General features: G+C 63.8%; 26 protein-coding genes and 2 rRNA genes. 14 read left to right on the forward strand and 14 right to left on the reverse strand.

Translation table 11 applies throughout. From position 1 onward, the window contains the following. A 23S ribosomal RNA gene (locus LJ656_RS00005) occupies positions 1-98 on the forward strand; the annotation flags it as partial. 167 nt (positions 99-265) lie between these two features. Then, a 5S ribosomal RNA gene (rrf, locus tag LJ656_RS00010) occupies positions 266-379 on the forward strand. 260 nt (positions 380-639) lie between these two features. Here rrf and LJ656_RS00015 read toward each other — a convergent pair. After that, positions 640-1,563 (reverse strand): dTDP-4-dehydrorhamnose reductase family protein, encoded by a 924-nt coding sequence (locus tag LJ656_RS00015; RefSeq protein ID WP_230507152.1) that lies wholly within the window; start codon positions 1,561-1,563, stop codon positions 640-642. A 12-nt stretch (positions 1,564-1,575) separates the two neighbouring features. Continuing rightward, on the reverse strand, positions 1,576-1,779 hold the full coding sequence (locus LJ656_RS00020) for a heavy-metal-associated domain-containing protein (protein ID WP_230507153.1): 204 nt from the start codon (positions 1,777-1,779) through the stop codon (positions 1,576-1,578). Positions 1,780-1,901: 122 nt separating this feature from the next. On the opposite strand from LJ656_RS00020, the gene cueR reads away from it, so the two are divergent. The 4 genes from cueR to LJ656_RS00040 all read left to right on the forward strand — a co-directional run bounded on the left by cueR (position 1,902) and on the right by LJ656_RS00040 (position 4,742). Next, positions 1,902-2,324, forward strand: a complete 423-nt coding sequence (gene cueR / locus LJ656_RS00025; protein ID WP_230507154.1) for a Cu(I)-responsive transcriptional regulator — start codon at positions 1,902-1,904, stop codon at positions 2,322-2,324. Positions 2,325-2,626: 302 nt separating this feature from the next. Then, complete coding sequence (locus LJ656_RS00030) at positions 2,627-2,773, forward strand: DUF3563 family protein (RefSeq protein ID WP_230507155.1); 147 nt, start codon at positions 2,627-2,629, stop codon at positions 2,771-2,773. Between the two features lie 246 nt (positions 2,774-3,019). After that, positions 3,020-3,367, forward strand: a complete 348-nt coding sequence (locus LJ656_RS00035; RefSeq protein ID WP_230507156.1) for a hypothetical protein — start codon at positions 3,020-3,022, stop codon at positions 3,365-3,367. A 331-nt stretch (positions 3,368-3,698) separates the two neighbouring features. Beyond that, positions 3,699-4,742 (forward strand): ABC transporter substrate-binding protein, encoded by a 1,044-nt coding sequence (locus LJ656_RS00040; protein WP_230507158.1) that lies wholly within the window; start codon positions 3,699-3,701, stop codon positions 4,740-4,742. A 163-nt stretch (positions 4,743-4,905) separates the two neighbouring features. Here LJ656_RS00040 and LJ656_RS00045 read toward each other — a convergent pair whose 3' ends face one another. Together LJ656_RS00045 and LJ656_RS00050 are read right to left on the reverse strand one after the other, a co-directional pair. Next, positions 4,906-5,751, reverse strand: coding sequence for a 23S rRNA (adenine(2030)-N(6))-methyltransferase RlmJ (locus LJ656_RS00045; protein WP_230507160.1), 846 nt, complete (start codon positions 5,749-5,751; stop codon positions 4,906-4,908). Positions 5,752-5,869: 118 nt separating this feature from the next. Next, complete coding sequence (locus LJ656_RS00050) at positions 5,870-6,841, reverse strand: potassium channel beta subunit family protein (RefSeq protein WP_230507161.1); 972 nt, start codon at positions 6,839-6,841, stop codon at positions 5,870-5,872. A gap of 245 nt (positions 6,842-7,086) precedes the next feature. Here LJ656_RS00050 and LJ656_RS00055 point away from each other — a divergent pair, with 245 nt between their 5' ends. Beyond that, the gene (locus LJ656_RS00055) at positions 7,087-7,884 is read left to right on the forward strand and encodes a 3-hydroxybutyrate dehydrogenase (protein WP_230507162.1); all 798 of its coding nucleotides are present in this window, start codon (positions 7,087-7,089) and stop codon (positions 7,882-7,884) included. A 10-nt stretch (positions 7,885-7,894) separates the two neighbouring features. Then, positions 7,895-9,127 carry a DUF3734 domain-containing protein gene (locus tag LJ656_RS00060; RefSeq protein ID WP_230507163.1) on the forward strand — a complete coding sequence of 411 codons (1,233 nt, stop codon included), beginning with the start codon at positions 7,895-7,897 and terminating at the stop codon, positions 9,125-9,127. 116 nt (positions 9,128-9,243) lie between these two features. Here LJ656_RS00060 and LJ656_RS00065 read toward each other — a convergent pair whose 3' ends face one another. Further along, positions 9,244-10,443: an amino acid aminotransferase gene (locus LJ656_RS00065; protein WP_230507164.1), complete on the reverse strand. Its 1,200-nt coding sequence runs from the start codon at positions 10,441-10,443 to the stop codon at positions 9,244-9,246. 365 nt (positions 10,444-10,808) lie between these two features. Here LJ656_RS00065 and uvrB point away from each other — a divergent pair, with 365 nt between their 5' ends. The 5 genes from uvrB to LJ656_RS00090 all read left to right on the forward strand — a co-directional run bounded on the left by uvrB (position 10,809) and on the right by LJ656_RS00090 (position 16,580). Next, positions 10,809-12,902: an excinuclease ABC subunit UvrB gene (gene uvrB, locus LJ656_RS00070; RefSeq protein WP_230507165.1), complete on the forward strand. Its 2,094-nt coding sequence runs from the start codon at positions 10,809-10,811 to the stop codon at positions 12,900-12,902. 353 nt (positions 12,903-13,255) lie between these two features. After that, positions 13,256-13,804, forward strand: a complete 549-nt coding sequence (locus tag LJ656_RS00075) for an iron transporter (protein WP_230507166.1) — start codon at positions 13,256-13,258, stop codon at positions 13,802-13,804. Positions 13,805-13,914: 110 nt separating this feature from the next. Next, on the forward strand, positions 13,915-14,247 hold the full coding sequence (locus LJ656_RS00080; protein ID WP_230507167.1) for a cupredoxin domain-containing protein: 333 nt from the start codon (positions 13,915-13,917) through the stop codon (positions 14,245-14,247). Positions 14,248-14,328: 81 nt separating this feature from the next. Then, positions 14,329-15,174, forward strand: coding sequence for an FTR1 family iron permease (locus tag LJ656_RS00085; protein ID WP_230507168.1), 846 nt, complete (start codon positions 14,329-14,331; stop codon positions 15,172-15,174). After that, complete coding sequence (locus LJ656_RS00090; RefSeq protein WP_230507170.1) at positions 15,171-16,580, forward strand: 4Fe-4S binding protein; 1,410 nt, start codon at positions 15,171-15,173, stop codon at positions 16,578-16,580. The genes LJ656_RS00085 and LJ656_RS00090 overlap by 4 nt, the downstream gene beginning before the upstream one ends. A 341-nt stretch (positions 16,581-16,921) precedes the next feature. On the opposite strand, the gene hemP is transcribed toward LJ656_RS00090, so the two are convergent. The 4 genes from hemP to LJ656_RS00110 form a co-directional block, all read right to left on the reverse strand. Then, the gene (hemP, locus tag LJ656_RS00095; RefSeq protein WP_230507172.1) at positions 16,922-17,182 is read right to left on the reverse strand and encodes a hemin uptake protein HemP; all 261 of its coding nucleotides are present in this window, start codon (positions 17,180-17,182) and stop codon (positions 16,922-16,924) included. 188 nt (positions 17,183-17,370) lie between these two features. Next, positions 17,371-17,853 (reverse strand): SRPBCC family protein, encoded by a 483-nt coding sequence (locus LJ656_RS00100; protein ID WP_230507174.1) that lies wholly within the window; start codon positions 17,851-17,853, stop codon positions 17,371-17,373. Between the two features lie 82 nt (positions 17,854-17,935). After that, on the reverse strand, positions 17,936-18,334 hold the full coding sequence (locus LJ656_RS00105; RefSeq protein WP_230507175.1) for an OsmC family protein: 399 nt from the start codon (positions 18,332-18,334) through the stop codon (positions 17,936-17,938). A gap of 181 nt (positions 18,335-18,515) precedes the next feature. Beyond that, entirely contained in the window at positions 18,516-19,394 is an 879-nt protein-coding gene (locus LJ656_RS00110; RefSeq protein ID WP_230507176.1) for a pirin family protein, read from the reverse strand. Between the two features lie 122 nt (positions 19,395-19,516). On the opposite strand from LJ656_RS00110, the gene LJ656_RS00115 reads away from it, so the two are divergent. After that, positions 19,517-20,527 (forward strand): LysR family transcriptional regulator, encoded by a 1,011-nt coding sequence (locus LJ656_RS00115; protein WP_230507177.1) that lies wholly within the window; start codon positions 19,517-19,519, stop codon positions 20,525-20,527. Between the two features lie 444 nt (positions 20,528-20,971). On the opposite strand, the gene LJ656_RS00120 is transcribed toward LJ656_RS00115, so the two are convergent. The 5 genes from LJ656_RS00120 to murI all read right to left on the reverse strand — a co-directional run bounded on the left by LJ656_RS00120 (position 20,972) and on the right by murI (position 24,569). Beyond that, positions 20,972-21,391 carry an ExbD/TolR family protein gene (locus tag LJ656_RS00120; protein WP_075296724.1) on the reverse strand — a complete coding sequence of 140 codons (420 nt, stop codon included), beginning with the start codon at positions 21,389-21,391 and terminating at the stop codon, positions 20,972-20,974. A 16-nt stretch (positions 21,392-21,407) separates the two neighbouring features. Next, positions 21,408-22,136, reverse strand: coding sequence for a MotA/TolQ/ExbB proton channel family protein (locus tag LJ656_RS00125; RefSeq protein WP_230507178.1), 729 nt, complete (start codon positions 22,134-22,136; stop codon positions 21,408-21,410). A 26-nt stretch (positions 22,137-22,162) separates the two neighbouring features. Further along, positions 22,163-22,900, reverse strand: a complete 738-nt coding sequence (locus LJ656_RS00130) for an energy transducer TonB (protein ID WP_230507179.1) — start codon at positions 22,898-22,900, stop codon at positions 22,163-22,165. A 317-nt stretch (positions 22,901-23,217) separates the two neighbouring features. Next, complete coding sequence (locus LJ656_RS00135; protein ID WP_230507180.1) at positions 23,218-23,475, reverse strand: (2Fe-2S)-binding protein; 258 nt, start codon at positions 23,473-23,475, stop codon at positions 23,218-23,220. A gap of 209 nt (positions 23,476-23,684) precedes the next feature. Beyond that, the gene (gene murI / locus LJ656_RS00140; protein WP_230507181.1) at positions 23,685-24,569 is read right to left on the reverse strand and encodes a glutamate racemase; all 885 of its coding nucleotides are present in this window, start codon (positions 24,567-24,569) and stop codon (positions 23,685-23,687) included. Positions 24,570-24,578: the final 9 nt, after the last annotated feature.

The following is a 24,578-nucleotide window of genomic DNA, read 5'->3' on the forward strand; positions in this document are numbered from 1 at the left end:
TGAAGGGTCGTTCAAGACCAGGACGTTGATAGGTCAGGTGTGCACGTACAGTAATGTACTGAGCTAACTGATACTAATTGCCCGTAAGGCTTGATCCTATAACCGGTATGTTTCCGGGTTCGGTGAAGAACCCCGAGGCACGGTTGAGATCGGTGTTGTGCCGCAAACAACACAACCCCCACACACACGAATCCTTTACGCTTCTTCCAGATTGGCTGTGGCGCCAGGTCTACCCGGACCCGTCGCGACGCAGCAACCCGTCATGCCTGATGACCATAGCGAGTCGGTCCCACCCCTTCCCATCCCGAACAGGACCGTGAAACGACTCTACGCCGATGATAGTGCGGATTGCCCGTGTGAAAGTAGGTAATCGTCAGGCTCCTCATGCTGTATGTCCAGAACCCCGGTGTCTCCGAAAGAGAACCGGGGTTCTGGCGTTTACGCGGCTGTTCCCGAATAGAACCTCACCGCGGCGGTGGGGTTTTTGCGTTTACGCGCGGCCCCCCCCCGCTGTATGCGGAGCGCAAACCCATCGTGGCTCGTCTCGTCACAGCCTGCCATCCGCAACGCGTCGGCGACACGTTTCCCGCAAAGCTCGATTGCCCGCGATTGACTCAAACCTCCGTACGCTACTTCAGCTTACGCCGGCGACCTGGCTCCTTGCCATGGAAACGCCGTCAGCACTTGCCGGATCGCGATATCGAACGGTGTACGACGGCCTATTCCCAGTTCCTCCAGACGGCTCGAAGCAAGGTGGCAGTTATGCGGGCGCGGCGTCGCGTCCGCCGGCGTGTGTTGCGGCATCAGATGTGCGTCGAGTTGCAGCGCTTCGGCGAGACGTACCGCAATTTCGTATTTGGTCATCGGTTCGTCGCCGGACCATTGCACGATGCCGGTGATTGGTTCGCCGCGTGCATGCCGCTCAAGCATCTGCCGGATCACTACCGCGACGTCCGGCGTGAAGGTCGGATAGCGTATCGCCCACGCGTCCATTGTGGCGGGTTCACCGCCCGGAGCGGCCGACGCGGCGATCGCCGGCACGAGGCTCGTCACTGCCGACTCCGACCAGTTGACGATCGGCCCATACAACAGCGGCAGACGCAGCACGCAGCCGCGGTCCGTTGTCTCAGTCAGTGCACGTTCGCCTTCCAGCTTGCTATGTCCGTACGCGTTGAGCGGCGCGGGTGCGTTGTCGTGTCGATAGGGCGGATGAGTGCCGTCGAACACATAGTCGGTCGAAATGGACAGCGTCCATGCGCCGCGTCGGTCTGCCGCCGCAGCGATTGTGCGCACCGCGTCGACGTTCAGCGCGCGCGCCAGTGCCGGGTCTCGCTCGCATACGTCGGGACGGCGCTCCGCCGCGGCGATCACGACCGCGTCCGGCGCCGTCTGTTCGATGAAGCGTTCTACCGCTCCGGTATCACGGATATCGAGTGCGACGGTTTGCGCCGAGGGCCGGCTGAACGCAGTGGCAACAACTTTCCAGCTGGTTTGCTGCGTCAGTTCATCGACGAGCGCGCGCCCCAACATGCCGGAGCCCCCAATGACGGCAACCTTGAACATGAGCAGCTCCGTTCAGCGCGTGGACGAGACCGTATAGCCGGCCTCATCGATCGCCGCTTTCAGTGCTTCAACCGGCTGCACCGACTCCACCACCACCCGGCCGCTCGCCAGGTCCACCTGTACCTGCGCGGTGGCGTCGTGCTCGCGGATCGCGTTGGTGACGGCGGCGACACAGTGCTGGCAACTCATGCCTTCAACGTGGAGTTCGATTGTCATGACGGAAACCTCGGCGAAAGTAGATTGTGATGGGTTGAATTATGCCTGCCGATCCGTACTTCAGTCGTTGAGCTTCCCATCATGGGAAGGTGTACGATCGACCCAAACCTTGGGGAATAGACATGAACATTGGCGAAGCGGCTCGCGCGTCGGGCGTCACCGCGAAAATGATCCGCTACTACGAAAGCGTTGGTCTGCTGACGGCCCAGTCGCGTACCAGCGCCGGATACCGCGTATACGGACCAAAGGAAGTGCACGCGCTGCGCTTCATCCGCCAGGCACGGCGGCTTGGCTTTCTGGTGGAGGACATTCGCCGGCTGCTCGCGTTGTGGCACGACCGCTCACGCGCGAGTGCGGAGGTGAAACGGATTGCGCTTGAGCATGTCGCGGAGCTCGAGCGCCGGATTGCGGAGCTCACCGACATGCGCGACACCCTTGCGCATCTTGCCGATCATTGCCACGGCGACGACCGGCCTGACTGTCCGATCATCGAGCGATTGGCCGATACTGACCTCGTTTCGGGACAGGGGTGTCATCCTCTTTAAGGTGTCGGCCGGCATGAAGTGCAACTCAATTGCATAACCGGCGCAACCCGCGTGGGCTTTGCACCGATATTGTGCGTTAAATCAAGCATGCGGTTTTGACGCTTATTTTCGCTTTCAAAGAACGTAATGAAATCAGCACGATGTGCGCATCGTATTTGTGCATTATTCCAAAATGGAATGCCCATCATGCGAGCATTTCACTGTTCAGGTTGCACCATCAGGACTATGATTCGGGTTAACCCTTTTACGGGAAATCCCTGATGCCAATCACCGGGGATTCGATCTGATCCTCGGAGAACACCATGTTTGCATTCCTTCTTGAAACGCTGAGCACCTGGTTTGAAACCGCTGAACGTAACCGTCGCGAAGCCTACCTCGCATCGTCGTCGGATATCGTCCAGCTCGAACAGCGTATTCGCTCGCTCGAAACCAACGGCTACTCGCTGTAAATTGACGTTTAGAGCTTGATGTGGCGGCCCTCATTTGGGCGACCGCAGCGGTACCTGTGCAAAGCCCCGTGCAAAACGGGGCTTTGTTGTTTTCCGGCCGCGTAAATCGTCGGCTTTTACCTGCCTGAAAGGCCGCGGCGTCAGGACGCTCAGCGTGGCGAATATCGACTAGCTTCGCAACGTACGTCGAGGTAAGGTAGGGCGTTTTTGCACACGACGGTAATTCATCAACAACCGGGGCCGCCCATGTCTTCCGTCCGTTCGCTCCCATCATTCCAATCTACGCTGGCGACGATCGTCGTGGCGGTGCTGACACTCGGCAGCGCCGCGCCGGAAGCGTTTGCCGGGCCCGAGAGTGCTCGCCCGCCGGTGATTCTTGACACGTTGGGCGGTATCAACAACGGCCAGAGCGGCTCCCTGTTGCTGAACGCACCGCCGTCGCCGCAGCCGATCGTCGCTGCGCCGCCAATCGCCGCCCCCGTCGAGTTGCCGCAGGATTCCGCGCCACCGTTCGTCGTAGCGCCGTATATCCAGTTGCCGGTGGGCGGTGGGCCGTCGCGTCCGATTCCTCGGCCGATGCCGTTGCCGCAATAGACCAGCCCGGCCGCCGCGGCGGCCAATCCCTCACGCCGCGTTTTTCCATCACGTGCTGAACTGACACTGGCCTTGGGCGGCAGGCGACGCGTTGCGCATCTCGCCGTGTGTGCGAGTCCGTGCAGCGATGTGTGTCTGGGTACCTCGGACCCGCTCGATCCTTCATGCCAGCTGTGCATATCTCGTCGTTCCCGCCGCGTCAAAGCATTGGGGTTTCGGCGCATGGCGCCCGCCAAACCGTCCGACGACAATCGTTTCACGCTCTGTCGCTCGAAATCTGCGCGCGGGGGCACCGGCTCTAGATCGGAATACACAACAAGGAGACAGCAACATGCCGACTCATTGGATGCAACGGGCCGCGCGCGTCTGTATAGCGCTGTTCGCGTTTGCGGTGCTGCCCGCCGGGAGCGTGAGCGCAAAGGACACCACCGAAAAGCCGACGCTGACGCTGGCCGTCGGTGGCCTGCCGGGTCTCTACTATCTGCCGGTGCTCGCCGCGCAACAGCTCGGCTATTTCAAGGACGAAGGCCTGAACATCACGCTCGAGGATTTCGCCGGTGGCTCGAAAGCGCTCGAAGCGGTCGTGGGCGGCAGCGCAGACGTCGGTGCCGGCGCGTTCGAGCACACGCTGTTCATGCAGGCAAAGGGGCAGCACTACCGGGCGTTCGCGCTGATGGGCCGCGCGCCGCAGATCGTCATCGGCGTGGTGAAAGCGAAGGCGGACAGCATCAAGTCGCTTGCCGATTTCAAGGGGGCGAAGGTCGGCGTAAGCGCGCCGGGGTCGTCGACGGATCTGGTGCTCACCGTCGCGCTGCGCAAGGCCGGCGTGCAGCGCAGCGAGATTTCGGCGATCGGCGTGGGCAGCGGCGCAACCGTGCTGGCTGCGGTCGGCAGCGGGCAGATCGACGCGTTATCGAACGTCGATCCCATGATGACCAAGCTCACCCGCAGCGGCGCAATCAAGGTGTTGGTCGACACACGGACGGTGAAGGGCACGCAAGAGGTGTTCGGCGGTACGATGCCGGCGGCGACGCTGTATGCGCCGGAGACCTTCATCCAGAAAAACCCGAAGACCACGCAGGCGCTGGCCAATGCGATCGTGCGCGCGAATCACTGGCTGCAGACCGCGAGCGATGCCGATCTGCTGAAGATGGTGCCGCAGGCCTATTTGCTGGGTGACCCGCCGCTTTATCTGGAAGCGTTCCACAACGTGCGCGACGCCTATTCGCCGGATGGTCTGATGCCCGCCGATGGCCCGGCGACAGCGCTGCGCGCACTGGCGTCGTTCGATACCCGGCTCGATCCGAAAAAGATCGATCTGAGCGCGACCTATACCAACGAATTTGCGACCCGGGCCGCTGCGCAGTTGAAGTGAGCGGGCGGAAGGAGCGCGGTCGCGCGCGCGGCCACCGGCGGCCTGCTGCGCGCGCACGAGCAGCGCGGCCGGTGGCTGGCGTGAAGCGAGCGCGCGTAGCCGTGCAATCTAGCTCGGCTGGCCTACGCGCGGACCGGTTCACCCGCACCCGCACCCCTCACGCTCAGTTGCCGCGATACTCGACCTTGAACGTCGCGGCCTTGTCTTCACCGAGCGTCTTCACGAGCCACGGCATCTGCTCCTTCAGCATTTTCGCGAGCGTGTACGGCGGGTTCAGAATGAACATGCCGCTGCCGAACAGCCCGTAGCCATCCTCGGGCGGATTGCTGACCGTCAGGCTGACGTGCAGCCAGTTGTCCTTCTGCAACTGCTTGAGCTGATCGGGGAAGCGCTGCGACTCGGGGCGCTTCACTTGCGGATACCAGACGGCATAGGTACCGGTCGGAAAGCGCTTGAGGCTTTCTTCGACACAGCGCAGCGTGCGCGTGTAGTCGCGTTTATCTTCATACGACGGATCGAGCAGGACCAGCGCGCGCCGCGGCGCCGGCGGCAGCAGCGTGAGGATGCCGTCGAAGCCGTCGCCTGCATAGAGCATCGCGCGGCGGCCCGCGTCGCGGAAATTGTGGCGCAGCACGTCGATCTCGGTGCTGTGCAGTTCGAACAGGCGCATGCGATCCTGCGCGCGCAACTGTCGCCATGCGAGGTACGGCGAGCCCGGATAGAAGCGCAACTGGCCGTCGGGATTGAGCGCGCTCACTTCGTCGACGTATTCGGCGAACAGCGGCGGCAGATCGTTGCGCTCCCACAGTTTGGCGATGCCGGTTTCGAACTCGCCGGTCTTGGTCGCGTAGCCTTCCTTCAGCGAATAGACGCCGGCGCCGGCGTGCGTGTCGATGTACCAGTAGGCTTTGTCCTTCTGGCCGAGATAGCTTAAGAGCTGCAACACGACGGCGTGTTTCAGAACGTCGGCGTGATTGCCGGCATGGAAGGCGTGGCGGTAGCTGAGCATGATGAGAGGACGCTGAAAGAGCGCTGGCCGGGGCAAAGGAGAGGCGGCGCGCGGTCGCGTATTGTACGCGACCGCGCGGGCGCGGCGGTCCGTGCGCCCGCGCGGCCCCGCGGTTCGGTTACTCGTGCGCGTCGCCGATGATTTCCTCGATCCGCTGCTTGAGCTCCGGCGTAATGCGTGTGGCGAATTCGGCCGACCGCATGTTCTCTGCAATCTGCTCGACCCGCGAAGCGCCGGTGATCACCGTGCTGACATGGGGATTCTTCAGGATCCACGCGATCGCGAGTTGGCCGACGGTGCAGCCGAGTTCGTCGGCGATCTCGCCCAACTGGCCGACCACGTTGTTCCTGCCCGGGTCGGTGAGGTGCTGGCGCAGCCAGTCGTAGCCCTGCAGTTGCGCGCGGCTGTCGGCGGGTACGCCGTCGCGGTATTTGCCGGTCAGCAGACCCGATGCGAGCGGGCTCCACGTGGTCAGGCCGAGGCCGATGTCTTCATAGAGACGCTTGTATTCCTGCTCGACACGCTTGCGATGGAACAGGTTGTATTGCGGCTGTTCCATCACCGGCTTATGCAGATGATGGCGCTCGGCGATCTCGTACGCGGCGCGGATTTCGTCGGCGCTCCATTCGGACGTGCCCCAATACAGCGCTTTGCCGCGCGTGATCATGTCGCTCATCGCCCACACCGTTTCCTCGATCGGCGTGTTCGGATCGGGACGATGACAGAACGCGAGATCGACGTAATCGAGTTGCAGACGCTTGAGCGAATGGTCGATCGCGTTCAGCAGATATTTGCGGTTGAGCGTGTGGTACTGGTTCGGCGCTTCGGTGAGCCCCCAGAAAAACTTCGTCGACACCACGTAGCTCACGCGCGACCACCCGAGCTCCTTCAGCGCGTGCCCCATGATTTCCTCGGACTTGCCGCCCGCATAGGCCTCGGCGTTGTCGAAGAAGTTGACGCCGGCGTCGCGCGCCGCGGCCAGCGACTCGCGCGCCGCGCGATGATCGACCTGGTTGCCATAGGTCACCCACGAGCCGATCGACAGCTCGCTCACTTGCAGGCCGGAGCGGCCCAGACGTCGATAATCCATGCATGTCTCCTTGTTGGTGATGCGTCGGAATGGAGCCGGGATGACCCGGAATTCAGCGCCGAAAGCGTCCAGTGTAAAGAGATACCGTTCGATGTGCGGTTTACCTATGCGGGTCACAGGGTTCATGCACAATAGCAAGCCTGGCCGCCGGGCTGTAGCCGCCGAACGGTCTATGCCGTTCGGCCGAATTCACGCCGCGCGCGCTCGTGTGGTCTCATTGCTCATCAACTGCATGGAGGTTCTAGATGTCGTCTACGAACACGAATCTGAGCGGCAAGGTTGCCGTCATTACTGGCGCCGCGAGCGGCATCGGCAAACAGATCGCGTTGACTCTTTCCGCGGCGGGCGCGGCGGTCGCGATCGCCGACCTGAACCAGGACGGCGCCAACGCCGTAGCTGAGGAAATCAACAAGGCCGGCGGCAAGGCGATCGGCGTGGCGATGGACGTGACCAACGAAGACGCGGTCAACCAGGGCATCGACAAGGTCGCCGCCGAGTTCGGTTCGATCGACATTCTGGTGTCGAACGCCGGCATCCAGATCGTCAACCCGATCGAAAACTATTCGTTCGCCGACTGGAAGAAGATGCAGGCGATTCACGTGGACGGCGCGTTCCTGACCACCAAGGCCGCGCTCAAGCACATGTACAAGGACGATCGCGGCGGCGTCGTGATCTACATGGGCTCGGTCCACTCGCATCTGGCCTCGCCGTTGAAGTCGGCTTACGTGACCGCCAAGCATGCGTTGCTCGGTTTGTCGCGCGTGCTGGCGAAGGAAGGCGCGGCGCACAATGTGCGTTCGCACGTCGTGTGTCCGGGCTTCGTGCGCACGCCGCTGGTCGACAAGCAGATCCCCGAGCAGGCAAAGGAACTCGGCATCAGCGAAGAAGACGTGATCAAGCGCGTGATGCTGGGCGGCACGGTCGACGGCATCTTCACGACGGTCGAAGACGTCGCGCAGACGGTGCTGTTCCTGGCGGGCTTCCCCACCGCCGCGCTGACCGGTCAGTCGTTCGTCGTGAGCCACGGCTGGTATATGCACTAACGGAGTGCCTATGGCGCAACGCAATCTGAAGCGGGCGCGCGTGGGCGTGTCCGGCGACGGGGAGGGGGCCGGTCCGGCGCCCTCCACCCATCCGCGCCGGCCTCTCCAGTTGCCCAACTACGAAACCATCGCGCTGATGCTGCAAGGCGGCGGCGCGTTGGGCGCCTATCAGGCCGGTGTCTTTCAGGGACTTTACGAAGCCGGTATCGAACCGAACTGGCTCGCGGGAATTTCGATCGGCGCGCTGAATACCGCGATCATTGCTGGCAATCCGCCGGAAAAACGCGTCGAGCGTTTGCTGCAGTTCTGGGAGACGATCTGTCAGCCGGCTTTCGGGCCGCCGTTGCCGGCCTTCATCGAGCATGCGCTGTTCAATTCCAGCGATGCGGTGCGCAAGGCTTTTACCGCGACCCAGGCGGTGAGCGCACTGGTCGAGGGACAACGGGGCTTTTTCGTGCCGCGGTTCCCGCCGCCATTGCCCACGGTGTCCGGGCCGCCGCAAACGGCCAGCTACTACGACACCGCGCCGCTGAAAGCCACGCTCGAGTCGCTGTGCGATTTCGACCGGATCAATTCGGGCGAGATGCGCGTGTCGGTGGGCGCGGTCAATTGCGGGACCGGCAACTTCGCGTACTTCGACAATACCCATACGACGCTGCGGCCCGAGCATTTCATGGCCTCGGGCGCGTTGCCGCCGGGCTTCGCGGCGGTCGAGATCGACGGTCAGTACTACTGGGACGGCGGCCTGATGTCGAATACGCCGCTGTATGAGGTGATTCAATCCACCCCGCGGCGCGACACGCTGGCATTCCAGGTCGATCTGTGGAGCGCGATCGGCCCGGTGCCGGACAACCTCACCGACGTGCAGGGCCGCATGAAGGATATCCAGTATTCGAGCCGCACTCGTCTCGTGACGGACATGCTGCAGCGCTCGCAGCGCTTCCGGCACGTGCTGCGCGAAGTGCTGGACCGGGTGCCGGCCGGGCAGCGCGACGACCCGTGGTGCAAGCTCGCCGACGAGTTGTCCTGTTCGAAGCGCTACAACGTCATCCACCTGATCTACCGCCACAAGGAGTACGAAGGGCACTACAAGGACTTCCAGTTCGGCCTGTCGACGATGCGCGAGCATTGGCAAAGCGGTCTGGACGATATCCGCCGGTCGCTTGAACAGCCCGACTGGCTCGACTTGCCTGAGAACGAAGCGGGCTTCGTCACGCACGACATTCATCGCGACTCGCGTTGAATATCGACCAACAAAAAAACGGCGCCCTTTCCACCAGAAAGGGCGCCGTTTCTACAGGCGCTTGCAGCATCGAATCCGCTGGCTGGCGCGGCCTGAAAGCCGCGCCGCTCAATCTCTTACTTCAGCACCTGAGCAATCGCGCTAGCGACGACGTCGAGGTTGCGCGTGTTCAGCGCGGCCACGCAGATACGGCCGGTGCCCACCGCGTAGATGCCGAACTCTTCGCGCAGACGGTCAACCTGCGGTGCGGTCAGACCCGAGTACGAGAACATCCCGCGCTGCGCGTTCACGAAGCTGAAATCGCGATCGACGCCATTTGCCTTCAGACGCTCGACCAGACCATTGCGCATCGCGCGGATACGGTCGCGCATTTCGCCCAGTTCGGTTTCCCACGTCGCACGCAGTTCCGCCGACGCGAGCACCGCCGCCACCACCGAGCCGCCGTGCGTCGGCGGGTTCGAGTAGTTGGTGCGGATCACGCGCTTCAGTTGCGACAGCACACGGGCCGATTCTTCCTTGCTGGCGGTGATGATCGACAGCGCGCCGACGCGCTCGCCGTACAACGAGAACGACTTCGAGAACGACGACGACACGAACGCGTTGAGTTCCGCCGCCGCGAACAGACGCACGGCTGCCGCGTCCGCATCGATGCCGTCGCCGAAACCCTGGTAGGCGATGTCGAGGAACGGCACGAGATTGCGCGCCTTGACGACTTCGACCACCTGCTTCCACTGTTCGACGCTCAGGTCGACGCCGGTCGGGTTGTGGCAGCAAGCGTGCAGCACGACGATCGTGCCTGCCGGGTAGCTGTTCAGCGCGCCGAGCATGCCGTCGAAGTTCACGCCGTGCGTGTGCGCGTCGTAGTACGGATACGACTCGACGGTGAAGCCCGCGCCTTCGAACAGCGCGCGGTGGTTTTCCCAGCTCGGATCGCTGATCGCGACCTTGGCCGCCGGATTCATGCGCTTGAGGAAGTCCGCGCCGATCTTCAGCGCGCCCGTGCCGCCCAGCGCCTGCGCCGTGACGACGCGGCCGGCCGCGATCAGCGGCGAGTCGTTGCCGAGCAGCAGCTTTTGCACCGCGGCGTCGTAGGCGGCAATGCCTTCGATCGGCAGATAGCCGCGCGGCAGCGCGGCTTCGACGCGGGCCTTTTCCGCATCTCGCACGGCGCGCAGCAGCGGAATCTTGCCTTCTTCATTGAAGTACACGCCAACGCCCAGGTTGACCTTGGTGGCGCGGGCATCGGCGTTGAAAGCTTCGTTCAGGCCCAGAATCGGGTCGCGGGGAGCAAGTTCGACGGCGGAGAACAGAGACATGATGAGTGGGCAACAGTAGTGAAAAGAGGGCGGCTTCGCGCGCGGGCGGCGTTGCCATTGGCGTTGCGGAGTTCCGGGCGTTCGACGTAAGTCCGGCCAAACGCGAAATCCGCAGGTGGCCTGGCGGCAGCGGCGGGCGAGCGCAACTTCGCATTGTAACGAATCCGCGTGCGTTTTTAGGACGGCGGCGCCGGCGAACGACAATTATTTGCTTGAAAATCAGGCACTCCGGGGCCATCTGCGGCTGGTCGGAATTCGCGCGGGCCCGCTCACGGCGCCCGCCCATCGCGACGCGAGGCCACCCGATCCCCGCGTCGCGCAACCCGTTAGAATGATCCTTTGCCCCTGGCCCGGTGCCGCATCTCATGTCCGAACACCATCTGACTGAAGCCGACGATACGCTCGACGAATCCAAATTCGTCACGTTCGAAGGCTCGCCGTTCAAGCTCTACCAGCCGTATCCGCCCGCCGGCGACCAGCCCACGGCCATCGACTCGCTCGTCGAAGGGGTCGGCGACGGGCTGGCGTTCCAGACGCTGCTCGGTGTGACCGGTTCCGGCAAGACCTTCACGATGGCTAACACGATCGCGCGGCTCGGCCGCCCGGCGATCGTGTTCGCGCCGAACAAGACGCTTGCCGCGCAGATCTATTCGGAGTTCCGCGAGTTCTTCCCGCGCAATGCGGTCGAGTATTTCGTGTCGTACTACGACTACTACCAGCCGGAAGCGTACGTGCCGCAGCGCGACCTGTTCATCGAGAAAGACTCGTCGATCAACGAGCACATCGAGCAGATGCGGCTGTCGGCGACCAAGAGCCTGATGGAGCGGCGCGACGTGGTGATCGTCGGGACCGTGTCGGCGATTTACGGTATCGGCAATCCGTCCGAATACCATCAGATGATCCTGACGCTGCGCATCGGCGACAAGCTCGGCCAGCGCGACATCATCGCGCGTCTGATCGCGATGCAGTACAACCGCAACGAGGCGGACTTCCAGCGTGGTTCGTTCCGCGTGCGCGGCGATACGATCGATATTTTCCCGGCCGAGCACGCCGAGATGGCGGTGCGCGTCGAGCTGTTCGACGACGAAGTCGAAACGCTGCAGCTGTTCGATCCGCTCACCGGCCGCGTCCGGCAGAAAATTCCGCGCTTCACTGTGTATCCGTCGTCGCACTACGTGACGCCACGCGAGACCGTGCTGCGCGCGGTCGAAACGATCAAGGCCGAACTGCGCGAGCGGCTCGAGTTCTTCTACAGCGAAGGCAAGCTGGTCGAAGCGCAGCGGCTCGAGCAGCGCACCCGCTTCGACCTCGAAATGCTGCAGGAGCTCGGTTTCTGCAAGGGCATCGAAAACTATTCGCGGCACTTCTCCGGCGCCGCGCCGGGCGAGCCGCCGCCGACGCTGGTCGATTATCTGCCGCCCGACGCGATCATGATGCTCGACGAATCGCACGTGCTGATCGGCCAGTTGAACGCGATGTACAACGGCGACCGCTCGCGTAAGGAAAACCTCGTCGACTATGGTTTCCGTCTGCCGTCGGCGCTCGATAACCGGCCGCTGAAGTTCAACGAGTTCGAGCGCAAGATGCGCCAGGTGGTGTTCGTGTCGGCCACGCCCGCCGACTACGAGCGCAAGACCACCGGGCAGGTCGTCGAACAGGTGGTGCGGCCGACCGGCCTCGTCGACCCGGAGATCGAAGTGCGCCCGGCACGCACTCAGGTCGACGACGTGCTCAGCGAGATCAACGAGCGCATCAAGGCCGGTGACCGGATTCTGGTCACGGTGCTGACCAAGCGGATGGCCGAGCAGCTCACCGAGTTTCTCGCCGACCACGGCGTCAAGGTGCGCTATCTGCACAGCGACATCGACACCGTCGAGCGGGTCGAGATCATCCGCGACCTGCGGCTGGGCGCATTCGACGTGCTGGTCGGCATCAACTTGCTGCGCGAGGGGCTCGATATTCCGGAAGTGTCGCTCGTCGCGATTCTCGACGCGGACAAGGAAGGCTTCCTGCGCGCCGAGCGCTCGCTGATCCAGACGATCGGCCGGGCGGCGCGTAATGTGAACGGCAAGGCGATCCTGTATGCGGACAGGGTGACCGACTCGATGCGTCGCGCGATCGACGAAACCGAGCGGCGCCGCGCGAAGCAGATCGCGTTCAACGCCGAGCACGGCATCACGCCGCGCGGGGTGGTCAAGCGGATCCGCGACATCATCGACGGCGTGTACAACGTCGACGAAGCGCGCGCCGAGTTGAAGGAACAGCAGACCCGCGCGAAATTCGAGGATATGTCCGAGAAGCAGCTGGCCAAGGAAATCAAGCGCCTCGAAAAGCAGATGATGGAGCACGCGAAGAATCTCGAGTTCGAAAAGGCCGCGCAGACGCGCGACCAGCTGGCCTTGCTGCGTCAGCGCGTGTTCGGCGCGAATGTCGGCGACCACGTCTCGGGCCTCGAATAACCGCTGCGTTTTCCCGCTGCACTGAGTTTGTTGCTATCCCGACGGGTGCGGCTGCGCGCCGCGCCCGTTTGACGAAGCCCCGCCCTTAAACGTCTGCGCAATTTGCCCGTAGCGGGGGGCCCTCGGCCTGTCAATTCCGGCCCCGTTTGACCGCTTCCACACCGTCTTCCTTAAGCCAGCCTTAAGACCCTTCCGGCATAAGGCCTGGCGTGCTTCCGTGTTTGTTCTCCCTCGCGAACGATGATAAACTCGACCAATATTGAGAATGGTTCGCATTTAAATTTACATCCGGCTTGCGCGGCGCACTGTTCCCAATGGGTTCGATTCCAGTCTGATAAAAACAAGGAGTTTCAATGCGGATTTCTTCATTTGTGCGTGGCGGCGCGGCAGCCGTGGCCGCCGTCGCGGCGCTGTCGGCGTCGGCGGCCGAATATCCGATCGGCAAGCAGCAGATCCAGGGTGGGATGGAAATCGGCGCGGTCTATCTGCAGCCGATCACGATGGAACCCGAAGGCATGATGCGCAAGGCTTCGGATTCGGACATCCACCTCGAAGCCGATATTCACGCCGTCAAGAACAATCCGACCGGTTTCGCCGAAGGCGACTGGATGCCGTATCTGCAGGTGCGCTACGAACTGACGAAGGCCGGCTCGAGCCAGCCGCTCAAGGGCGACCTGATGGCGATGGTCGCGAACGATGGTCCGCACTATGGCGACAACGTCAAGCTGCAAGGCCCGGGCAAGTACCACCTGAAGCTGATCGTCGAACCGCCGATGCAAACCGGCCACATGGCGTTCGGCCGTCACGTCGACAAGGAAACCGGCGTGGGTCCGTGGTTCAAGCCGTTCGCGATCGAATATGACTTCACCTTCGCCGGGATCGGCAAGAAGGGCGGGTATTAAGCGGTGCAGCGAGTGATGCGGCGGGGTGCCCATCAGTGAATGCAGCAGACGGCGCGCGGGCGTCCGGTGATATCTCCGGAGTCGGCGCGTCGTGTTTTCCGGAAAGGCCAATGAGAATCAACCGAAAGATCGCGACGCTCGCCGCCACGCTGTTGCTGGCGGCCACGGCTCAGGCAGCCGACCTGCCGACCTTCCAGCTGGAAATGAACGACGGCAAGCTGAACCCGGCCCGGATCGAGGTGCCGGCGGGGCAGCGCATCAAGATCGAAGTGCGCAACACCGGCAAGGGCGCGGCCGAATTCGAAAGCGTGCAGTTGCGCAAAGAGAAGGTGTTGGCGCCCGGCGCCGACTCGTTCGTCGTGATTGCTCCGTTGCAACCGGGCGAATACAAGTTTTTCGACGATTTCCACCAGCAGGCGCAGGGCGTGATCGTCGCGAAGTAGCAATGGCCTCGAACGCGAGCGCGCCGCGTCAGGCGAGCGCTCGCGTTCGTGGGTAGTAGAGGCATCGAAGGGAGAGCTCGAATGGGTCAGATTCTGTTCATCGTGTGGCGGGAAAGTGTCGAGGCGCTGCTGGTCGTCGGCATCCTGTACGCGTGGTTGAAAAATGGCGACGCCGATGCGCGCCGCGGCTTGCCGTACCTGTGGGGCGGCGTGGCGGCCGGTATTGTCGCGGCGGTGGCGCTCGGCGCGGCGCTGGTGGGCTTCACCGAAGTCCTTTCCGGCGACGCTCAGGACTACTTCCAGACCGCGATGGTGCTGATCGCCTGCGTGCTGATCGTGCAGATGGTGCTGTGGATGAAGCAGCATGGCCGCACGCTCAAGCGCGACATGGAACAGTCGCTGCAAAAGAGCCAGCGCGATTCGAACTGGTGGGGCGTCGCGCTGCTGGTCGCGCTGGCGATCGCGCGCGAAGGAAGCGAGACGGTGATCTTCCTGTATGGCCTCGGCTTCGGCCAGTCGGGTCACGTCGACGGCAGCCAGACGCTAGCGGTGGCGATCGGCCTCGCGCTCGCGTTCCTGACCTTCTACCTGCTGCAACTCGGCGGCAAGGTGTTCTCGTGGCGGCTGTTCTTCCGCGTCACCGAAATCATGCTGCTGTTCCTCGGCGCGGGCCTGTTCCAGACCGGCGTCGACAAGCTGATCGACAAGGAATTCCTGCCGACGCTGGTCGACCAGCTGTGGAATTCGTCGGCGATCCTCGACGATTCAGGCACCTTCGGCTCGCTCGTCGCGACGCTGACCGGCTATCGCGCGCATCCGGCACTGATGAACGTGCTTACCTATGCGCTGTATTGGGCGGTCGTCTGGCTGCTGGTGCGTCGCGCGACTCGCAAGCCGGCGCAGCAGACCGCGGGGCGCGCGGCATGAGCACCATGATGGCTCCCCGGCCGGGCCGCCTCGCGGCGGCCGGCCAGTGGATGCAGCGGCATGGCGCGCTGATCCGCGGCATTCAGTGGATCGTAGTCGCGGTGTACGCGTTCCTGATCATCGTGCCCGCGGTGATGCCGTTGCCGGACGACTCCGCGCATCTGTGGAACAACCTGACGCTCGCCGCGCAGTTCGTGTTCTGGGGTATCTGGTGGCCGTTCGTGCTGCTGTCGATGGTGATGCTGGGGCGCGTCTGGTGTGGCGTGCTGTGTCCGGAAGGCGCGCTCGCCGAATTCGCCAGCAAGTTCGGCCGCGGCCGCGCGATTCCGCGCTGGATGCGCTGGGGCGGCTGGCCGTTCGTCGCGTTCGGCATCACGACGATCTACGGCCAGATGGTCAGCGTCTACCAGTATCCGAAGGCGGTGCTGCTGGTGCTGGGCGGCTCGACCTTCGCGGCGATCGTGATCGGTCTGCTGTACGGGCGCGAGAAGCGCGTCTGGTGCAAATACCTGTGTCCGGTGAACGGGGTCTTTTCGCTTCTGGCGCGGCTCGCGCCGTTCCACTACAAGGTCGACGAAGACGCGTGGCGCCGTTCGTATAAGAACGGCGAGCACGGCCATCGGGTGATTCCGATCAACTGCGCGCCGCTCGTGCCGTTGCGCAACATGAAGGGCGCCGCGGACTGCCATATGTGCGGCCGTTGCAGCGGCCATCGCGACGCGATTTCGCTGAGCTGGCGCACGCCGTCGACGGAAGTCGTGCAGCTGGGCGACCAGCGCGCGAACCCGTGGGACACCGCGCTGATCCTGTACGGTCTGCTCGGCATCGCGATCGGCGCGTTCCACTGGACCGCGTCGCGCTGGTTCATCGACCTGAAGATGTTCGCGGCGACGTGGCTCGTCGATCGCGATATCACGTGGCCGCTGGAAACCAACGCGCCTTGGTTCCTGTTCACCCATTACCCCGAGCAGAACGACGTGTTCTCGTGGCTCGACGGCTCGCTGCTGATCGGCTACATCCTCGCGACCGCGCTCGTCTATGGCACCGCGTTATTGCTGCTGCTGATCGGCGCGACGCGCATGCTAGGCCGCTTCAATGGGACCCGGCTGCATCATCTGACCCAGGGATTGATTCCGATCGCCGGTGCCGGCGTGTTCCTCGGCCTGTCCGCGACGACGCTGTCGTTGCTGCGCGCCGAGCACGTGCCGCTGTGGTGGGCGTCGGATCTGCGCATCGCGATTCTGGTCGTCGCCAGTGCGTGGAGCGCGTGGCTCGCGTGGCTCGTCACCGGCCGCTACAGCAAGCGCTTCGTGCCGCGCGCGCTGACGATGCTGTGGTTCGTCGCGGCGCTGGCGGTCGTCAACAGCGCGTGGTGGCTGATGTTCTGGGGCTGGGCGTCGAAGTAAGGCAGCGCCTGCGAGTGTTCGGTTGTCCCGCGAGCTAATGCGCGCGGGACAACCCGGAGACAACTCCAGGCGCGCTCAAACCCGCAACGGAAAAACAATAAGGCCGTGAGATGCCAACATCTCACGGCCTTATTCATTTCGATTCTCAGCGCTGCACGCCATCGCGCGCCTTCACTGCAGGTGGGAACCAAAAAAGCGGCCTGGCTCGCTGCGACGGCTGGCTTGGTGTCTGCACGAAGGGGTCTAGTTCTCGCGTGCAAGCCGTCGTGGCTGGCTAATGCCAAACACCTCTCTGGGAGGTGGTCCCCACAATACCCGGTACGACTAACTACTCGTGCTGCTTACTTCGTCAGAATCAGTTTGCCCAGGCGCGTGGCCCGCAGCTGGTACGTCTCGCCGTTGTGCACGATGCTGATGTGGCTATGGCCTTGCAGCAGCGCGTCGCTGCGCACGACCCGCTCCGACGTCTCTGCCGAACCGTTGCTCCTCTCCGAGGCGGGTTTCGCGGCGGGCGCGCCCGTTGACGACGATTTCGGGCGACTGGTCAGCGCGGCCGCCGGGCGGCGCAGGCTGAGCGTGGAAGGGCGGGAGAGATCGGTCATTCGTTTGAGCTTGTTCGTCGATTCGATGAAATAATTCTAAATGATAACCATTCCTATTTACAAGTTTGCGAAATTCATCGGGTTGTACTTTCGATAGGTAGTGGAGAAAGCGGCCGAGAGAATCGTGGGGGGCCGCCTGAATACGGCCCCGCGAAGGCGACGCGGGAGCAGCGCGCCCGCGTCGAAGATCAGTGCAACGGTCCCGGTTCCTGTTTCGCCGCGACGTACTGGCGAATCAGCCGCACCGTGTCGATGTCGTTCTCGCGATACGCGGACTTGACGATCTCCTGCGTCTGCACGGCGTCCTGATCGGTCGACACCGGCAGCGTGGTCGCGTATTCAAAGCGCAGGAACAACTGCAACTCGTCGGGCTGCTCGATCGTCATCGTCAGCGAGCCGCCGACGTGATCGGCGGTCGGCAGGATGTCGTAGCGCACGCTCTGGCTCTGCTCGAGCGTCACGCGATCGCGCACGGTCGCCTGGCCGTAGTGCAGCTCGCGCTCCAGCACATTGCCTTCGCGCGCCAGGATCGTGCAGCTGTCGAGGCCCATCACGAACAGTTGCGGCTGCTCGGCGCGCAGCACGAGCCCTTCCCACAGCTGCTCGCGGGTCATCGACTCGACGAAGGGATTCAACGGATCGTTGATCTGGATGAGGTGTTCGAAATTCAAGACGGCTGCGTCCTATGAAAATATTGCAATACCCGTGGTCCGGCCGGCGCGGGCGTTCGCGCGTGCCGGTCCGCCGCCTGTTTCATGCGACGGCGAGGGCGGAGCGGATCGAAATGGTATGCGTGAGGATCTTGTGGACCGGGCACGCATTGGCGATTTGCAATAGCCGTTCCCGCTGCTCGTCGGAAAGCTCGCCTTCGAGGATGATCTGGCGGTCGATCGTCGAGCCCCCGTCGCCGGTCTCGATCGACAGTTTGACGCGCACGCCGGCGAGCGGCCACGCTTTGCGCTGCGCGTACATCTTCAGCGTGATCGACGTGCACGCGCCGAGGCTCGACAGCAACAGCGAGACGGGTGTCGGGCCGCGGTCGCCGCCGCCTAGCGATTCGGGTTCGTCGGCGAGCCACGTGTGCTTGCCGTCATCGAACATCACCTGGAAATTCGTCGAACCGATGTGGGCGGTGACGGTGGACTCTGCCATGCGCGCTCCTGAAAATGGACGGGAAACGGGGATGAGAAACGCCGCGCGCCGTGGCCCGTCGCGATGACGGGCACGCTGCACGGCATGAGTCGTTATTGTGACCGAATTTATCGGCGTTCGCGCCTTGAAGGATGGGCTTCGGCCGGGTCGACAAACCGGCCGCTGCGCGGCGCGCTGTGCGTCAGTGCGTGATTTCGCCCATCCGCCCGGCCTGATAATCGATCACCGCCTGGCGGATCTCATCCTCGGTGTTCATCACGAACGGGCCGTAGCGGACCACCGGTTCCTTGAGCGGCACGCCGCCGAGCAGCAGCACCTCCAGCGGCTCGTCGCCGGCGGCAAGCGTCACCGAGTCGCCGTCATCGCCGAACACGATCATCTGGCGCGCGTCGATCGCGCGACCCGCGTCGCCGTCTCCATACCGCCCGCGCCCCGACAGCCCATACGCGAACACCCGATAGTCGGCGGGCACCGGTTGGCGGATAGACGCGCCCGGTTGCAGCGAGAAGTGCTGGTACAGGATCGGCGTGCGCGTTTCGATCGCGGCCTTCACGCCGAGCGCCTCACCGGCGATCACCTTCACGCGCACCTTGCCGTCCGCGGAGGTGGCCACCGGAATGCTCGCCGACGGTATCTCCTGATAACGCGGCGCGATCATCTTGTCGCGACGCGGCAGGTTGACCCACAACTGCAATCCGTGCACACGGCCGCCGGTGCGGGTGAATTCCGGGTCGGGCATTTCGCTGTGCACGACGCCCGCGCCGGCGGTCATCCATTGCACGTCGCCGGCGCGCAGGGTGCCCGAGTGGCCGGCCGAATCCTTGTGGCCGAACTGACCCTCCAGCACGTAGGTGACGGTCTCGAAGCCGCGATGCGGATGATCGGGCGCGCCGATCGCTTCGCCCGGCGCGTAATCGACCGGTCCCATTTCGTCGAGTAGCAGGAACGGGTCGAAGTCCATCAACAGCCGCGTCGGAAACGGGCGGTGGACCACAAAGCCACCGCCTTCGACCGTGTGAACCGACGGAAAGGTGCGTTCGATCGTGCGTGACGTGCTCATCAATATCACCTCAAAAAATGGGGAATAGCGTCATTTTTGAAACATGGGGCTATTATAGGGACCGTTTTTCGAGGTGCCAGCCGCCCGATGGCAATGGATTGTTCTGTTAATGGAACGATGAGATGAAGATCGATTCACATAATCTGAATGACCTGATGTACTTTTCGCAGGTCGTCGAACATGGCGGGTTTTCCGCCGCAGAGCGGGTGCTCGGCATCTCGAAGTCGCGTCTGTCGCGCCGGCTCACGGAGCTGGAGGCGTCGCTCGGCGTGCGGCTGTTGCAGCGTTCGACCCGCAAGCTCGCGCTGACCGAAGCGGGGCAACTGTTTTATCAGCACTGTCAGGCGATGCTGAGCGAGGCGCAGGCGGCGGTCAACGTGGTACAGCAGCTACGCTCGTCGCCGCGCGGCACGGTGCGGGTCAGCGTGCCGGTGACGATCTCGCAGACGATCCTGTCGACCATCCTCCCTGAGTTCATGCACCGCTATCCCGAGGTGCGCGTGGTGATGCGGGTCACGAACCGGGTGGTCGATCTGTTCGAGGATTCGATCGACGTCGCGTTGCGCGTGCGTTCCGATCCGCCGGAAAACGCCAACATCGTCGTGCGGCCGTTGTGGCGCACCGAGCAGATGCTGGTCGGCGCGCCGAGCCTGCTGCAGCAGAACGCGCCGCCGCTCACGCCCGCCGATCTGAGTCGTTTCGAAACGCTCGACGTCCCGACCGGCGACGGCCGTCACGTCTACAACCTGATCTCGCCCGACGGCACGCGCCACGCGCACGAACACGAACCGCGCCTCGTCACCGCCGACCTGATGACGATCCGCGAAGCGGTGCTGGCCGGCGTCGGCATCGCCGCGCTGCCGGAGATGATGTATGGCGCCGCGTTGCGGGCGGGGCAGTTGTCGCCGGTGATGCCGGGCTGGAGTTTTCCGACTCCGCAGTTGTACGCGGTGTTCGTGTCGCGCCAGGGGATGGTGCCGGCGGTGCGCGCGTTCGTCGACTATCTGGTCGAGATGCTCGATCCGGATCAAGGTACGCACATCCTGGGCGAGTGTCCGGTGCGCGATGAAAAGGCGCAAGCGCGAGAGGCATCGGTCAGCAAGGCGGCTGCGACGTCCGCGGTAACTTCATAAGTAGCCCGCTCAGGTGGCCCGCTCGGCTAGCCCGCTGCGCCGGTCATCCGCCCAGGCCGCCGGCGCGTATCCGCATCGCGGGCGCGCGCGGCGCAAATCGTTTTTAGCATTTAAGCGCGGCCTGTCATGATTACTTTCAATGGCCGTTTGCTTGAATGCGTGCGCGCACAGGCATATATTGAAATCCCTTTCGCTAAGGAGCCTCCTATGCGAAAACTCATGGCCGCTATCATAGCGAGCCTGATAGGGCTGACCGCGCTGTCCGTGTCGACCACGGCCGTCGCATGCGGTGGTACGAGCTATCAGTCTTCGGCCGATGGCAAATGACCCCGCCGCCCGAAGGCGCCGAGTGCGCGCAAAAAAAGGCCTTCATCGGACGATGAAGGCCTTTTACTTTTTGGGCCCTGTTCGAGGGGCCCGGCGTGGCTTTGCAGCAGGCGCCGGTTACTTCGCCTTCGGCTGCGTGACGAAGCCGATCTTGGTCAGACCGCCGGACTGCGCGGCCGACATCACCTGCGCGACCTTCTCGTACGGCACCTTGCGGTCCGCGTCGAGATGCAGTTCCGGCTGCGGGCTCGCCTGCGCGGCCTGCGCGATCTTCGCCGCGAGCGCCGCGTCGTCGACCTTGTCTTTGTCCCACAGGACATTGCCGTCCGCGTCGATCGAAACCGTGACCTGCGCGGGCTTGGTGTCTTCTTTCTGACTGCTTGCATGCGGCAGATCGATCTTGACCGCGTGACGGATCACCGGAATCGTCACCATGAACACGATCAGCAGAACCAGCATCACGTCGACGAGCGGCGTCATGTTGATCTCGTTCATCAGGCCGTCGTCATCGTCTCCGGCAAAAGGGCTCATTGCCATCGGAATGCCTCGTCGATCAGTTGGCGCGGGTCGCGAGACGCAGACCGTCGCGCTTGGTGGACGACAGACGCGCGCCCGTCACGAAGAACGCATGCAGACCGTGCGCGAAGCGGCTCAGCTTCGCGACGATCGCCTTGTTGGCGCGGGTCAGCGCGTTGTAACCGAGCACCGCGGGAATCGCGACGAACAGACCGAACGCGGTCATGATCAGCGCCTCGCCGACCGGGCCAGCGACCTGATCGATTGACGACTGGCCGCTCGCGCCGATTGCGAGCAGCGCGTGATAGATGCCCCACACGGTGCCGAACAGACCGACGAACGGCGCGGTGCTGCCGATCGACGCGAGAATCGCGAGGCCGCTCTGCATGCGCGCGACGCTCTCGTCCATCGTGTCCTTCAGGCAGCGCGTGACCCAGTCCGACACATCCATCCGGTCGTGCAGATGCGGCTGCGTCTGATGATGATGGTCGGCCGCTTCCTGACCCGACAGCGCGAGCGCGAGGAACGGGTTGTCCTGCGGGGTCGATGCGCCGCCGCCGAGCTTCTTCACGCCGTCGGCGAGATCGTCCGAATGCCAGAACGCCTGCTCGGCGTTCTTCGTCAGACGCTTCAGACGCATCACGTTCCAGCCTTTGACGACGATTACGCTCCACGACATCACCGACATCACCAGCAGCGCGAGCGCGATACCGCGCGTCACGAAATCCCCTTGCGCCCACACGTGCGCCAATCCGTAGTTTTGCATTGCAATTCCTTGTTTTGAAAGCTGCTTCAATCGGTCAGATTGAAGTTGAAAGGCTGGGTATACGCGGCCCTGACCGGCTGGCCGTTCTCGAGATAAGGCTTGCAGGCGCTCGCGTGCACCGCGGCGAGCGCGGCGTCGTCGAGGCGGCTGAAGCCGCTGCTCTTCTTCAGCGCGATCTCTTCGAGCTTGCCGCTCAGGCCGATCACGAAGCGCACGTACGCGGTGCCGGTCTCGCCGCGACGGCGCGACAGCGCCGGGTAGTCCGGTTGAGCGATATTGCATTCGACGTGCGAAACGTTCTTCGGCGCGCTGATTTCCATCGTCTGCCGGCCGATCGCGGGAGCCGCGGCGGCGGGCGGCGCGGCCGGAGCGGCGGGCGCGGGCGGCGTGGGATCGGCGGCCTCGACCGGCGTCGGCGACGGCGCGGCCGCTTGCGGCAACGGAGTCGGCGCCGGTTTGGGCGTTGGCTTCGGCTTGGGCTGGATCTTCGGCTTCGTTTGCACCGGCGGCGTCGGCTGGGGCGGCGGCGGGGCGATCGATTGCAGCGCGATCGGCGCGGCGAGCGGCGCCGGCGGCAGCAGCTCGGCCGTCATCACGTGCGACTCGATCGCCGGCTGAGCCGGCTCCTGACGCAGTGTCATCACGACCGCGAGCAGCGCGACGTGAATCGCCGCGACCGCCGCAATGGCGGTCAACGTGCGCGAATTCGGTCGGGTGGACGAAGCCAGCGGAGCGCCGGCGGTTACGGGTTGTGGTGCCTGCATGGTCAGTGTGGCAGCACGGCGCCGGGGCGGCGTGTCGGACGGGACAGCGTCATGTTCGGAAGATCAGCAGCGAAATGAACAGGGTAGCAACGAAACCAATCAGCAATTCCATCGCGAACTCCTTTCTCAGGGTGAGCGGGATAGCTGGCTGGTACGGATACTGGCTTGCTGACGGCAGTGGATGAAGCAGTGGCGCCGAAGATGTGCAGCACGTCGGCGGCACATTCGAAAGCGCATTAAAAGCTACGTTAAATGTGTATCCGGCGTAAGGGGCGCGTGGACGCAGCGGGCAAAGCCCGTGCGCCCGTCGAGCCGACTCAGGCTGCCTTGCGCTCGTAGAACGACACCTGCGCGACCTGGGCAACCGACTGCACATGCTGGTGGTCGATCCCGACACCGCAACGGCTCGCGCACACGCCGCTTTGCAACATGACGTCGCGGACGGATTCCTCGCACTTGCCGCAGCAGGAGGCGACGCCGAGCTCGAACTGCAGCTCGTCGAATGAATCGATGCCGTCCGCAATCGAGGAGCGGATTGTGCGGTCGGACACGGATTTGCAGACACAGACAATCATGGCAGGGCGTGATAGCTAACGTTAATGCGAATTATTATCATTTTGTTTGGACCGTTTGGCAAGCGCGCTGGACGATTTTTTGTAACAAAACCAGACTCTTAGAATGGGTTTCGTCGGAGGGAAGGAAAGTCGGCGGCGTGCTGGGCGGGGCAGGAAATCGCCGTGGAGGCGAGGCCGCGCCGGCCTGCGGGTGCCGCAGGCTGCGCCGGTCAGGCCGCGCGCGAGTCCGCGGCGGCCGTGCGGCGCGACGGGATCAGCACCTGTTCGACCGCCGCATCGATCTGCAGCAGCGTCGCGGCGAGTTGTTGCTGGTGGCGGCCGTCGTCGGTGGAGTAAAAGCGCGGCAGCGGGGCGGCGGCCGGTGCGGCGGCGCGCAGGCCGTGCTGCTCCAGCACGCGTTCGAGCTGGCGCGCGATCGCCACGCTGGTGTCGATCAGCGCGAGCCGCTGGCCGACGATGTCGCGAATCGCCGCGTCGAGGAACGGGTAATGGGTGCAGCCGAGCACCAGCGTGTCGGCACCGGCGTCCAGCATCGGTTCGAGATAGCCGTGCAGCAGCGTGCGCAATTCGGCCGAGCCGACGTCGCAACGCTCGACCGCCTGCACGAGGCCGTGGCCGGGCTGGCACAGGAAGCGGCAGTCGGCGGCATAGCGTTCGAGCAGCCCCTGAAAACGGGCGCTGCGCAGCGTGGCCTGAGTCGCGAGCACGCCGGCAACCCGGCTTTTCGATTGCAACGCGGCCGGTTTGACGCCCGGTTCGACGCCGACGAGTGGAATAGGGAGTTTTTCGCGCACGTACGCGATCGACTGCGCAGTCGCGGTGTTGCACGCGACCACCAGCGCCTTCGCGCCTCTGGCGGCCAGCCATTCGCCGATCGCGAGCGTGCGGTCGGTGATGAAGTCGTCGTCGCGTTCGCCGTATGGCGCGTACAGCGAGTCGGCGACGTACAGCAGCGCCTCTTCCGGCAATTGCGCGCGCACCGCGCGCAGTACCGACAGACCGCCGAGCCCCGAATCGAAAATACCGATCGGCGCCTGCGACGCGGCGTCAGCGGCAAGACCGAAGGCAGTCGGGGAGGGCGATTGGGCAGGCATAGGCGAAGA

Source organism: Paraburkholderia sejongensis, from assembly GCF_020880815.1.
Taxonomy (GTDB): Bacteria; Pseudomonadota; Gammaproteobacteria; order Burkholderiales; family Burkholderiaceae; genus Paraburkholderia; species Paraburkholderia sejongensis.